Source organism: Enterococcus sp. GPZ-007 (assembly GCF_059374735.1).
Window position 1 is genome coordinate 65,282 of the sequence record NZ_JCAFYN010000003.1, and the last position, 13,536, is coordinate 78,817.

The following is a 13,536-nucleotide window of genomic DNA, read 5'->3' on the forward strand; positions in this document are numbered from 1 at the left end:
TTTTTTTAACGATAGATTGCAATCGTTTGATAGGATTTTAATGTCATTTCTTGTTCAAGAGTTTCTGTATCATAATTTCCAATCAGTACTTTACCTGATAAAAACTCCTCTGGCAGTGCAATCGTCGTCTCCTGTGGAAAGAAATTATTAAGAACCAATAATGAATGATCTTCTAGTCGACGAACATAACCGTAAATCTGTGGATGCTCCGGTAAAAAGGCTTCATAGCTTCCACTTGCAATCACCGGGTACTCTTTTCTCAGCTTGATCAACCGTTGATAATAATTAAAGATCGAACCTTCTTGTAATTCTTTCGCTACATTTATTTCATCAGCAGACTTTCCAACCCCTAACCATGGAGCAGCCTTTGAGAAACCGCTGTATTCTCCGCTGTCCCATTGCATCGGTATGCGAGAATTGTCACGAGACTTCGCTTTGACAATCTTAAAAGCTTCTTGTTCTGATTTTCCAGCGGCTAGCAGCTCCTGATAGGCATTTAGGCTTTCAACATCTACATATTGTTTCATTGTGTCGAAGTCCGGATCCAGCATGCCAATCTCTTCTCCCATGTAAATATAAGGAGTCCCGCGATTTAAATGAATCGAGCTAGCCAACATTTTAGCGCCAGCGACTCGATAGTTATCCACATCAATGAAACGGTTTAGTGCTCGCGGCTGATCGTGATTATTCCAGAAAAGTGCGTTCCAGCCGCTTCCCTCGCTCATCTGCGTTCCCCACGTATGAAACAATTCCTTCAGCTTGGCAAAATCAAATGGCATTTGAGTCCATTTTTTCCCGTTTTCGTAATCTACCTTTAAGTGATGAAAATTAAAGGTCATATTCAGTTCTTCACGCTCAGGATTTGTGTATAAAATACAATCTTCTATAGTGGTAAAGCTCATTTCACCAACCGTAATGATTTCATTATCCTTCCCGTAAGTGGCTTGATTCATCATGTGAATGAACTCATGAGCGATTGGACGATCAGTATACGCTGGTTTGCCATCATATTCTGGACAATCCTCCAATACTTCATCCTTGCCGATTACATTGATCACATCAAAACGGAAGCCTTTAATGCCCTTATCCATCCAAAAACGCAGTACTTCAAACAACTCTTCACGTACCTGTGGATTTCGCCAGTTCAAATCAGCTTGTGTAACATCATATAGATGGAGATAGTATTTTCCAGTATCGCCAAAGGGCGCCCAGGCATTTCCACCAAATTTAGAGACCCAATCGGTTGGCTCATCCCTTAAAATAAAGTAATCTTGATATTTCTTGTCACCGGCTAATGCCTTTTGAAACCATTCATGTTCAGTAGAAACATGATTGAACACCATATCCAGCATAATTTCAATGTTGTGCTCTTTTGCTGTTGCCATCAAGCTTTCAAAGTCACTCATCGTACCGAACACTGGGTTAATTGATGTATAATCAGCGACATCATAGCCATTGTCATTTTGTGGACTTGGATAGATTGGGCTCAACCAAACCATATCCACGCCTAATCGCTTTAAGTATGGCATTTTTTGTTCAATTCCCGGCAGATCACCTATTCCGTCCTGATCCGTATCCAAAAATGATTTAGGATAAATTTGGTAAATTACCTTCTCTTTAAAACTCATGTTGTCCTCCAGCTTTCTATAGTTCTGTCGCAAGTAAGATTTTTTCATTGTTTGTAACAGCTGCTTCTTCCATTAAAGGATCTACTTGGAAATCAGTTGAATTTGTCACGATGATCGGTGTTTGCACTTCATAACCTGCTGCTTTGATCGCCTCAACATCGAACTCCATCAATAGCTGACCTTTTTTCACGCTGTCCCCCTGTTTCACGTGGCTAGTAAAATGTTTCCCTTCCAGCTGTACAGTGTCGATCCCGATGTGTATCAACACTTCCGTTCCTTCCGTGCTGACTAATCCAATAGCATGTTTGGTTGGGAAAAGCAAACTGATCTGTCCGTCAAACGGTGCATACAATTTCCCTTCACTTGGATCGATTACGACGCCTTGCCCCATCATTCCTTCGGCAAAAACCGGATCTTTAGCACTGCTTAATGGATGCAGCATGCCAGCGATCGGTGCGAATAATTCAACGATTGTTCCGGGTTTTTTTGTTGTTTCACTACCTAATGTTGGAACATTACCTTCTTCCATACGATCAAGCTTGTTGAATAAGCCAATTCGGCGGAAGGTTAAGGTTAATAAGAATGGAACAGCAATCGCGATTACCATACCGATGGCAAAGATCAAATAGTCTTGCGGGCGAATGGCTAAAATCCCTGGCAACCCGCCGACTCCGATTGACAATGCTCTTACTTTGAATAGAGTCACGAATAACCCTGCGGCACCACTACCGATCATGGCTGCGATAAATGGATAGGTGTATTTCAGGTTGATCCCGAACATCGCAGGTTCAGTCACCCCTAGCCAAGCAGAGATAACGGATGGAATTGATACTTGTTCTTCTTTTTTATTGCCGCGATGAGCAAATACAACCGCTAGAACCGCCGCTCCTTGAGCGATATTTGACAAACAGATCATCGGCCACAAGTTCGTTGAGCCAAAGTCAGCAATTAATTGAGAATCGATTGCTAGTGTTGTATGATGCAGTCCGGTTATAACTAGCGGTGAATATAATGCTCCGAATATACCGCCGAACAACCAACTGAAGCTGGAGGTTAAACCAGCATTCACAACCGCAGAAATCGCCGTTCCGATTTTCCAGCCGATTGGTCCTAAAATGATATGTGCGGCTAAAATCGTCGGAATCAATGAGAAGAATGGGACAAAAATCATTGAAACTGCTTCTGGGACATGTTTACGGAAGAATCGCTCTAGATAAACGAGTAAGAAACCAGCCAGCATTGCTGGAATAACTTGTGCTTGGTAACCAATCTTATCCACCGTAAAGAATCCGAAATCCCACGTCCAATTCTTAGCGATCTCTGCGGCAGTTGTACCATTAACTGCGTAGGCATTCAGTAGCTGCGGAGAAACTAATGTAATCCCTAAGACAATTCCAAGGATCTCAGTCGCTCCCATCTTACGGGCAATGCTCCATGTAATACCCACTGGCAAGAAATGGAAAATCGCTTCGCCCGGTAACCACAAGAACCCATTAACACCGTTCCAAAAAGTTGAAGCCTCAACGATCGTCTGCCCATTGAGCCAGCCCATCGGTACAGCTTCTAAAATATTCCGAAATCCTAAAATCAAACCGCCGACAATAATTGCTGGTAATAATGGTGTAAAAATTTCTGCTAAAACAGTAATGGCACGTTGAATTGGATTTTGATTTTGTTTCGCGGCTGACTTGGCTGCTTCTTTAGAAACCCCTTCGACACCTGAAACTGCGGCAAACTCGTTGTAAAATACTGCAACATCATTTCCGATAATTACTTGAAACTGACCTGCGTTCGTAAACATTCCTTTAACACTGGGAATATCCTCGATTCGCTCCTCATCTGCCTTTTTTGGATCGTTCAAAACAAAACGCATCCGTGTGGCACAGTGAGTGACTGCGGAGATATTTTCCTTGCCACCAATGGCCGCCAGCAGGTCCTTTGTGTCCTTCTCATATTTTCCCATCTTTTTTCCCTCCGAATAATTTTTAACTTGTATGGATAAGTTCAGCTGATATGTTTACTATAAAGGGTAGAAGCTTTTTTGTAAATCGCTTACATTTAGAGCATTTCGAAAAATATGAGAACTTTCTAATTTAAATAGAGAATAACAAGTTTTATAAACTAAATGTCGGTATTATGTATGCCAACAGGTTGGCTAATAACCCAACAAGTCTACCAAAAAATAAAAGTTTTCTCATTTTATCTTTCAATGCCCACTAGAAAGCGTTTTACTTTTAGATTTCTTATTTGTATAATTAATATACATATACGGACAAGTTAGGAGGATACGATGAAAAATTATGAAGTAATCTATCAAGCAATCGAGCGTGGGATTTTAAAAGGCGTTTATGAAGCGGGCTCTTACCTGCCGAGCGAGAATAAACTGCGACAAACCTACCATGTATCAAGAGATACTATTCGGAAAGCTTTGTCTCTATTAATGGCGAATGGCTACATTCAAAAAATTCAAGGAAAGGGTTCGCTTGTCTTGAAGCGAGAACAATTACGTTTTCCCGTTTCTGGTCTGACCAGCTTCAAGGAGCTGCAGAATTCTTATGGTTATGAAAGCAGTACGAATGTCGTCAGCCTGAAAAAAATTACAATCAATGAACGAGACGCCCAGGTAACTGGCTTTGAAGTAGGTTCTGTCTGCTGGGAATTGATTCGTACTCGAGCGATCGATAAAAAAAAAGTCATCCTCGACAAAGACATTCTACTAACAACGATCGTACCAGAGTTAGATACTGAGATTGCTAAGGATTCGATCTATCGCTATTTTGAGAATCAATTGGGATTGAATATTTCTTTTGCAGAAAAAGAAATCACGATCGATGCCTTAACAGACGAAGACCGTGATCTGCTGGATCTTAATCAACACGATATCAATATCGTTTCGGTAAAAAGTCGTGTCTTTATCAGTGACGCCCGCCAGTTTCAATATACTGAGAGCCGTCATCAGGTTGATAAATTCCGCTTCTTCGATTTTGCGAGACGTCATCCTTCTACCATGTAGCCGCCAAGTTCTATTGAGTATCAAAAAAAGTGCCAAAATCATTTTTTGATTTTGGCACTTTAACTTTATTCTTTTGTTGAACCTTTTTCGAAGATGCCATGAGGCAATTCGATCGTTTTTTGTTCGATTTCTTCTTTGTTCATCATTTTTGTCAATAGACGCATTGCTACGGCACCGATATCATACAATGGTTGAGTCACACTGCTTAGACGTGGACGAGCTACTTCAGTAAGCAATGAGTCATTGCTTGTGATGATTTCGAAGTCTTCTGGCACTTTCACGCCTTTGTCGATCAAGCCATCTAATAAACCGATTGCTAATTCATCATCAGTCACATAAGCTGCTGTCGCACCGCTGTTCAAGATACGGTCAGTCAATGCCAAGCCTTCTTTGAAGTTGTACGGTGCTTCAAAGATCAAGCCTTCATTATAGTCTAAACCATTTTCAGCTAAAGCTTCTTTGTAGCCTCCCATACGAGCTTGTCCGTTGATCGCGTCGATCAACGCACCGCTGATGAAAGCAATTTTCTTATTGCCGTGTTTAGCTAATAAGTCGATTGATTCTTTTGTTGCTGCTTTGTAGTCGATGTTTACACTCCCAACTTGTTCATCAGGATCGATTGAACCAGCCAAAACGATCGGTGTTTTTGAACGAGAGAATTCCGCACGGATCTCATCAGTGATTCGATGACCCATGAAGATCACGCCGTCTACTTGTTTCGCTAATAAGTTGTTCAGCACGTTCACTTCTTTTTGTGCTTCGCCGTCAGAGTTGGCTAAAATAATATTATATTTGTACATCGTCGCAATATCGTCGATTCCGCGAGCTAATGATGCAAAAAACATGTTGCTGACATCAGGAATGATGACACCGACTGTCGTTGTTTTCTTGCTTGCTAGTCCTCGTGCGACAGCGTTTGGACGATAATCTAGACGTTCAATAACTTCTAACACCTTTTTACGTGTTGTTGGTTTCACATTGGGGTTGCCGTTGACCACACGAGAAACGGTTGCCATTGAAACGTTTGCTTCGCGGGCAACATCATAAATCGTAATTGTTTGCTTTTCCATGGATATGCTCCTTTAAAATTGTTTTCAGAAAATATCATTTACATTTCTAAAAGATAATAGCACGTTGTTTCACTGATTGCAACCGTTTTACACATTTTTTCTTAAAATTTTGTAAGCGTTTTATAAGAATCGTTTTTCAATAAAATTTATTAGTGTTACAATGATAATAACGCTGAAGGAAAGAAGGATGTTTTAATGAACCAAGAAAAAGTTTCAGAATTACGCAAATGGATGCAATCAAACGAAGTAGATTTAGCTTATGTATCGGATGCAAGCCATATCGGCTACTTCTCTGGATTTGACAGTAATCCAATGGAACGTGTATTAGCGTTATTCATTCCACTTGAAAAAGACCCATTTCTATTTGCACCTGGTCTGGAGGTAGAAGATGCGAAGGCCAGCAGTTTTGAATATGACGTGGTGGGCTACTTAGATAGTCAGGACCCATTCGCCATTATCGTGGATGAAATCAAAAAACGTTACGGTTCGCCTAAAAAAATCGCCTTAGAGAAGAATCAATTAGTGTTGGATCGTTACCAGCGCTTAAGTGAAGCCTTCCCAGCTGCTGATTTCTCAGCTGACCTAACTCCGCTAGTTCAAGAATTACAATTATATAAGACCGAAGAGGAATGCCAACGCTTAATCGAAGCCGGCTCAACCGCTGATCTTGCTTTTGAAATTGGTTTTAGACATGTGAAACCTGGCGTGACTGAAGAAGAAATCGTAGCAGAGATCGAATACGAGTTGAAGAAAAAAGGCATCAAACAAATGTCCTTCCCGACAGAAGTTCTAGCTGGGCCAAACGCTGCTAGTCCTCACGGAACACCAGGAAAGAACACTTGTAAAGAAAACGAACTTGTACTATTTGACCTTGGTACAATTGTTAATGGCTATTGCAGTGATGCGACTCGAACTGTTGCTTGCGGCAAACCAACCGATCACCAAAAAGATATTTACAACATCGTATTAGAAGCGCATATGGCTGCACTAGATGCTGTGAAACCAGGCGTCACTTGTGGACAGTTAGATAAGCTTGCTCGTGATGTGATCGAAAAACAAGGCTATGGAGAATACTTCAACCACCGTCTAGGCCATGGAATCGGTACAACGATCCATGAATTTCCGCAAATCGTTGGCGGCAATGACCTGGAAGTTAAAGAAGGCATGTGCTTCTCGATCGAACCAGGTATCTATTTGCCAAATGATGTCGGCGTCAGAATTGAAGACTGCTTGTTCGTAACCAAAGATGGCTGCGTTCCATTCACTAAGACTTCAAAAGAATTAATCGTCTTGTAGATACTAAAACCCCCATTCTCCTTTGAATGGGGGCTTTTTTAATTACTTACTGCTTTTTTATCACTGAAAAAATAATAACTTGTGATCAAATATGCCACTAGGATCAAGCCTAAAAATAAATAGAACACGTGATCCTTAAGTGAATGAAGATACCATAATGAAAAAGCTAAAAGTACAGGTATCAGACCGAAACGAATCCCTAGGTGCTCCGAGTGCCGACGAAGCATAATCCATAGGAAACGCAGCGGGAAAAATAAAACACCAAACAACACAACTCCAGCAAACCATTGAAATTTTTTCATAATACCTTCCTCCTCATTCTTTGTTGAAGAAGACTCCTCGACGAATTGAACAGCTAAAATAGCTTCCAGACTTTTTCTTGAAATAAGATCAGGCTCACTTTTTCCCAATTCCCATTTAGAAATTGTTTGTCTAGTAACGTAGAGTTGATCTGCTAACTGCTGCTGAGTCATCTTCAGCTCTTCTCTTTGTGCACGAATGATTTTGCCTATTTCCATTTTTGTTACATCCCTATTATTGATTACTTTGACTCAAGAATACAGCAACGGCAGGCATTGCGCACGCAATGGTTGCAGGTTGCAAGCCATTTATCCTTGCTTTTCTAAATCAGCATCCTCCCAAACTTCACTTTGGCAAAAAAGGACAAAAAAATAGCCCTCCTTACAGAGGACTACAATAGAATCGTTTTTATTCCGGATTGTTTTTTTCTACTTCCTCTTTCAGCTCTTCTTTGACTTCTTCAAAAGCTGGCTTTTCTTCATTGATTTCATTCACTTTATCCGCTAGATCATCGGCACCTTCAGCGACTGTCGCTTTTGCTTCTTCTTTTGCTTCTTTAGCATCGATCACGATATCTTCTGACGCATCTTCAGCGACATCTTTGGCATCGCCGGCAGCTTTACGAAAACGATCAGACAGAGCAGAACTTTGACGTTTCAGATCTTCTAAAGTATTAGAAGTAATATCATCCATATCATCCATTGAATCGCTGACCTTTCCTTTTACACTTGAAGCCAGATCACTTGCTTGATCTCCCAAGTCAGAGGCTCGATCTTTTACGATTGAACCCATTTCGCCTGTCTTAGAAACAAAATCATCTGTATAATCTGACGCTAAATCTAACCACTCATCTGTTTTTTCTGCCAAATCTTCACGTAATTCTTTTCCTGATTTTGGTGCCAATAGCAATGCGACTACTGCCGCTGCTGTTCCGCCAATCAAGGCACCTGCTAAAAATCCTCCGCGTTTTGCCATTCTTATCCCTCCGTTTTCGTTGTTTTGTTACGATCTCTAAAGAATCTCATGGTTGTTGCGCCAACTTTTCCTGCAACACTCGCTTTCGCTGCATTCTTACCAACGCCGCCAACTTTTCCTGCCAGATTTCGACTCGTCGTATTTAAATCAGAAACACTCTGACTCAAATCAGCTACCGCTGTAAACAGTGGATCAATCGTCTCCACTTTCCCATTGATATCATTCAGCAGGTGATTGCCCTTAACTAGCAATCCTTCTACCTGTTGCATGAGCAAATCTACATCCTTGGTAAGGACGTCAATCGTAGTATTAGCCTCAGTCACTGTTGTCTCCACCTTTTCGACCGTTTTTGAGACTTGGCTCAAAACACGAACTAAAAAGATGACCAAAACAACAAATGCGAGTGCTGCAATAATTGCTGCAATGCCGCCTAAACTCATTCAATCGCTCCTCTCATTTTTCACTCATAATGCTAACTTAAATTATACCATTCCCATAGAAATTAATGAAAGAGAAAGAGTTCTAATCAATTCTAATAAAAAAATATCTCAAATAAATTATTGAGATACTTTCGAAAAATTTTGCAGGATGCCATTATAAAGGATTTCCAAATCGCTGATCAGCTCAGCTTCTTTGAAATTTGTGTCTGCGAACCCATCTGCATGACCGCGGAAATAATTGGTCATCACACGTTCAACTTGAATCAGTTCCTGATCAGTCAGGTTGCATTTTAAGAAGATTCGTTCAAAGGCGGCTCTTAGAAAAACCGAAATACTCTTTTCATAAGAGTCTATGTATTCTTTTTCGTAAAAAACAGTATAAAAAGCATGTTGATTTTTGGCATAAGCTGCCCAGGTTTTCCCTAACTCAACAAAAGCACAGAGATCTGCTCTGCCTAATAAGGAATCTACTAATTGCTCACGAAATCCTTCCATTGCACGTCCGATGACTGTTTGGCGTAATTCTGTAACACTACCTGTATGCGTATACAAAGAAGGGGACTTCACATCCAAGCGATCTGCGATTTTATTTAGGCGTAGTCCATTGATGCCAGACTCGCAAACCAGATCCATCGCACACTCGATGACGATTTCTTTATTTAGTCGAGAAGTTTTCATTCAATCTCCTTTTTTCAATCGTTATTTTCAAAAAACATTATATAACAAAATAATTAATATTTTCTATTAATTATAGTGATAATTAGCATTAAAAAAACCAATAATTCTTTCGTTTAAAATAACTGATAATATAAAAAGCGCAGATTCACTTCTGCGCTTCAATAATTATTTTTTTGTTTTATTTTGACCGCTTAGTTCTTTGCCTAACGCGATGATGTAATCATGTAATTTATCTTTGATTTCTGGGTGTTTTAAGCCATATTCAATGCTGGTTGTCATGAAGCCGAATTTATCGCCGACATCAAAACGTTTTCCGTTGAATTCTTGTGCAAAGACGCGTTGTGTCTTGTTCAAGGTGTCAATGGCATCTGTCAGTTGGATCTCGTTACCAGCACCAGGTTTCTGTGTTGCCAATACATCAAAGATTTCAGGTGTCAGTAAATAGCGGCCGATGATCGCCAAATTGCTTGGTGCTTCTTCTGGCTTTGGTTTTTCCACAAAGTTCTTCACATTAAACAAGCCTTTAGAAACTTCCTCGCCTGGATTAATGATCCCGTATTTAGATGTATCTTGTTTTGGTACGCGCATTACCGCAATAGTTGATGCATGAGTTTGTTCATAATCGTTCATCAATTGCTTCGTTAAAGGCACCTGATCTTCCATTAAATCATCACCCAGCATGACAACAAATGGTTCATTGCCAACGAAGGCGCGGGCTTGTAATACAGCATGTCCAAGACCCATTGGATGTGACTGACGAATAAAGTGCAGATTCACATCTGTCGTTTCTTCGACTAATTTTAATAGTTCTGTCTTGCCTTTTTCTCGCAAATTCGTTTCCAATTCAATGTTTGAGTCGAAATGATCTTCAATTGGGCGTTTTGCTTTTCCAGTCACAATCAAAATATCTTCAATCCCAGATTTTAATGCTTCTTCAACGATAAATTGGATCGTTGGTTTGTCGACGATTGGCAGCATTTCTTTGGCCATCGCTTTTGTAGCTGGTAAAAATCTTGTTCCCAACCCAGCGGCTGGAATAACTGCTTTTTTTACTCGCATGAATCTTGTCCCACTCTTTCTATTCTAAAGTAAATTCATTTTCAAACGTACCTTCACGCATCATCAACTCGCGACAAGCCTGACGCACGTCTTTATCATTATATAAAACATCATAGATCGTTTCAGTGATCGGCATGCTGACATCCATACTGTCAGCCAGTTCTTTCGCAGCTTTCGTCGTAGAAACACCCTCGACGATCATGCCCATATTGTCTAGAACCTCATCTAGCTTATGCCCTTTACCTAAAAGATTTCCCGCACGCCAATTCCGTGAATGAACAGAAGTACAGGTTACAATTAAATCACCGACACCGCTCAAACCGATGAAAGTCAATGGATTAGCACCCATCTTGACCCCTAATCGACTGATTTCCGCTAGTCCGCGAGTCATGATTGCTGCTTTCGCATCATCTCCGTAAGAAAGACCTGCTAAGGCGCCGGCACCTAAGGCGATAATATTTTTCAATGCCGCTCCCATCTCAACACCGATCACATCTGGATTCGTGTAGATTCTAAGATACTCATTCATAAACAGCTTCTGAACATATGCTGCCAGCTTTTCATCTTCGCAGGCAGCCGTGATCGTAGTAATATCGTGTACCGCTACCTCTTCCGCATGGCTTGGCCCAGATAATACGACCACGCCTTGACGACGTTCTTCTGGAATCTCTTCAATCAAAATTTCAGAGATTCGTTTATGCGTTTCTTGTTCTAATCCTTTACTTGCATGTATGATGACAGGCTTGTTTTCCGCTACTTGAGCAAATTCCTGCGCAACCGAACGAATTGCTTTGGTTGGAACAACGAATAAAACTGCATCCGCATCCTTCACCGCATCCTTCAAGTTTTTCTCGCCCTTAATGCTCTCGGGAATTTTTAAATCTGGCAAATAATGACGGTTCGTATGATACGTATTGATTTCGTCAATTTGCGCTTCATGATTTCCCCAAAGTTTTACCTCGTGGCCATTTTCAGCTAATGTTTGTGCTAGTGCCGTCCCCCAAGAGCCCGGGCCTAATACTGCAACTTTTTGCTTCACAGAGATTTCCTCCTAGTTCATAATAGAGCATTTAATTGGAATTTATTCTTTCATCCAGCAGCCTCTTTAAAGCCGGCAGCGAATGACGTGAAATTGATCTGATTAACAACATTTCTATCTACTATCATAGCATAGATAGCTGTTAATCCGTTATTATATTAACGCTTGATTAGTACCTTTATCTCGTTCATATTGTTTGATATCCGTGCGTTTTTTTCGCCGATAGATCAACAAAGCAATCCCTCCAACAAAAAGTACCAGTGATAATACTTGGGATACTCGCAATCCGCCAAAGAAATAGAGACTGTCTGTCCGCATTCCTTCGATAAAGAAGCGCCCGAAGCTATACCAAGTCACATATCCTAAAAAGAGTTCGCCACGTTTGACCGTCATTCTTTTTCGGATAATCAAAATCAAGATGAAACCTAGCAGGCTCCACATGGATTCATAGAAAAAGGTCGGTTGGCGAAAGGCACCATCAATATACATATTATTGATAATAAACTGTGGCAGATGGATACTCTCCAAAAACTGACGCGTCGTTTCTCCGCCAAACGCTTCATGGTTGGTGAAGTTTCCCCAACGTCCCATCGCCTGCGCCAACATCACACTAGGGGATACGACATCTAAAAACAACCACGGATCAATAAAATTGTGGCGCGTGTATACGATTAAAACAATCACTGCCGCAATCAGACCACCATAAATAGCTAGACCGCCGCTTCTTGTGTTAAATATCTGGATGGGATCAGCAAGATACGGTTCTAAATCAAACAAAATATAATACAAACGAGCTCCGATGATCGCGATCGGCAGCGCCCACAAAATGAAGTTGGTCATGTCATCTTCCTTTAGACCAACTCGTAATGCTTCGCGGTTAGACAACCACAAAGCGATCGCAATCGCTGAAACAATAATAATCGCGTACCAATAAATTTGTAGACCAAACAAATCAAAGGCCACGCGATTAATTTGACCAGCCATCTTATTGCCCAGAGTTTTCTTCGATTAATTGGGTCAGACGATCTTCAAAGGTCTTCGTCGCGTCGTACCCCATTGTCCGCGCACGGAAATTCATTGCCGCAACTTCAATAATGATTGCGACATTTCGTCCAGTTTTTACCGGAATCTTTACTTGCGGGATTTTTACTTCCGCGATTTCCACTTCTGTGTTGCCGCTGCCTAGTCGATCATATTTCTTATCTTTAGACCAGCTTTCCAAATAGACGACTAATTGGACGGGCATTGAGCCGCGAACGGCACTGGCACCGAAAAGATTCATCACATCAATGATCCCGATCCCGCGAATTTCGATTAAGTGCTGTAAAATTTTTGGCGGTTCACCCACAATCGTCAATTCATCTTGTTGATAGACATCTACACGATCATCTGCAATCAAACGATGCCCACGTTTAACTAGCTCTAACGCTGTTTCACTCTTACCGATCCCGCTATCCCCTTGGATCAAAACGCCCAAGCCATAAACATCAACCAATACGCCGTGAACACTCGTCCGCGGTGCTAAGCCGCCATTTAAAAAGCTTGATATCTCGCCTAACAAACGAGAGGTCGAAATTGGCGAACTTAACACCGGAATATTCCGTTCGCTAGCGGCATCAATCATTTCCTTTGGCGGAGTCAATCCGCGAGAAACGATGAAAGCAGGTGTATCGTCACTGCACATCCGACGCAAGACCATCAAACGCTCTTCCGGCATCATCCGTTCAGCGAAGGTGATTTCTTTATTTCCAAAAAGCTGCAAACGATCATGAGAATAATAATTAAAATAGCCGGTCAATTCTAGACCTGGACGAGAAATATCGCCAGTAGTGATGACCCGCTCAAGACTTTCTTCATCACCCGTTACTACTTCCAATGAAAGTTTATCAACTAGTTCTTTTACTTTTACTGTTTCAGCCATTTAATCCCTCTTTTCTACACTTCCGCTCTATTTTATCATTTTATCCATGGAGTGACTAGGTTGAGACAACCATCTCCGGACAGAATAAAAAAAGCCTTTACAAATAATTCATAAAGC

At 41.1% G+C, this 13,536-nt stretch carries 13 protein-coding genes; 2 read left to right on the top strand and 11 right to left on the bottom strand.

The genetic code is table 11. The features are described from left to right. Positions 1 to 5: 5 nt before the first annotated feature. Together treC and treP are read right to left on the bottom strand one after the other, a co-directional pair. Positions 6 to 1,628: an alpha,alpha-phosphotrehalase gene (treC, locus tag AC4J95_RS03070; protein WP_494548561.1), complete on the bottom strand. Its 1,623-nt coding sequence runs from the start codon at positions 1,626 to 1,628 to the stop codon at positions 6 to 8. A 16-nt stretch (positions 1,629 to 1,644) separates the two neighbouring features. Beyond that, a complete protein-coding gene (gene treP, locus AC4J95_RS03075; protein ID WP_494548562.1) occupies positions 1,645 to 3,591 on the bottom strand; it encodes a PTS system trehalose-specific EIIBC component in 1,947 nt (648 codons plus the stop codon). 327 nt (positions 3,592 to 3,918) lie between these two features. Here treP and treR point away from each other — a divergent pair, with 327 nt between their 5' ends. Beyond that, positions 3,919 to 4,641 carry a trehalose operon repressor gene (gene treR, locus AC4J95_RS03080; protein WP_494548563.1) on the top strand — a complete coding sequence of 241 codons (723 nt, stop codon included), beginning with the start codon at positions 3,919 to 3,921 and terminating at the stop codon, positions 4,639 to 4,641. A gap of 65 nt (positions 4,642 to 4,706) precedes the next feature. On the opposite strand, the gene ccpA is transcribed toward treR, so the two are convergent. Next, positions 4,707 to 5,711, bottom strand: a complete 1,005-nt coding sequence (gene ccpA, locus AC4J95_RS03085) for a catabolite control protein A (RefSeq protein WP_316404255.1) — start codon at positions 5,709 to 5,711, stop codon at positions 4,707 to 4,709. Positions 5,712 to 5,906: 195 nt separating this feature from the next. On the opposite strand from ccpA, the gene AC4J95_RS03090 reads away from it, so the two are divergent. Next, positions 5,907 to 7,007, top strand: a complete 1,101-nt coding sequence (locus AC4J95_RS03090) for a M24 family metallopeptidase (protein ID WP_494548564.1) — start codon at positions 5,907 to 5,909, stop codon at positions 7,005 to 7,007. Between the two features lie 38 nt (positions 7,008 to 7,045). Here AC4J95_RS03090 and AC4J95_RS03095 read toward each other — a convergent pair whose 3' ends face one another. The 8 genes from AC4J95_RS03095 to hprK form a co-directional block, all read right to left on the bottom strand. Continuing rightward, entirely contained in the window at positions 7,046 to 7,525 is a 480-nt protein-coding gene (locus tag AC4J95_RS03095; protein ID WP_494548565.1) for a helix-turn-helix domain-containing protein, read from the bottom strand. Between the two features lie 190 nt (positions 7,526 to 7,715). Next, positions 7,716 to 8,282 (bottom strand): YtxH domain-containing protein, encoded by a 567-nt coding sequence (locus AC4J95_RS03100; RefSeq protein WP_494548566.1) that lies wholly within the window; start codon positions 8,280 to 8,282, stop codon positions 7,716 to 7,718. Between the two features lie 2 nt (positions 8,283 to 8,284). Then, entirely contained in the window at positions 8,285 to 8,722 is a 438-nt protein-coding gene (locus tag AC4J95_RS03105; protein WP_316404249.1) for a DUF948 domain-containing protein, read from the bottom strand. A 117-nt stretch (positions 8,723 to 8,839) separates the two neighbouring features. Further along, entirely contained in the window at positions 8,840 to 9,400 is a 561-nt protein-coding gene (locus AC4J95_RS03110; RefSeq protein WP_316404247.1) for a TetR/AcrR family transcriptional regulator, read from the bottom strand. A gap of 165 nt (positions 9,401 to 9,565) precedes the next feature. Continuing rightward, positions 9,566 to 10,459, bottom strand: a complete 894-nt coding sequence (galU, locus tag AC4J95_RS03115; RefSeq protein ID WP_316404246.1) for a UTP--glucose-1-phosphate uridylyltransferase GalU — start codon at positions 10,457 to 10,459, stop codon at positions 9,566 to 9,568. A gap of 19 nt (positions 10,460 to 10,478) precedes the next feature. Beyond that, positions 10,479 to 11,498: an NAD(P)H-dependent glycerol-3-phosphate dehydrogenase gene (locus AC4J95_RS03120; RefSeq protein ID WP_494548567.1), complete on the bottom strand. Its 1,020-nt coding sequence runs from the start codon at positions 11,496 to 11,498 to the stop codon at positions 10,479 to 10,481. A 153-nt stretch (positions 11,499 to 11,651) separates the two neighbouring features. Then, a complete protein-coding gene (gene lgt / locus AC4J95_RS03125; protein WP_494548568.1) occupies positions 11,652 to 12,482 on the bottom strand; it encodes a prolipoprotein diacylglyceryl transferase in 831 nt (276 codons plus the stop codon). A 1-nt stretch (position 12,483) separates the two neighbouring features. Then, positions 12,484 to 13,419: an HPr(Ser) kinase/phosphatase gene (gene hprK / locus AC4J95_RS03130; protein WP_494548569.1), complete on the bottom strand. Its 936-nt coding sequence runs from the start codon at positions 13,417 to 13,419 to the stop codon at positions 12,484 to 12,486. Positions 13,420 to 13,536 lie beyond the last annotated feature (117 nt).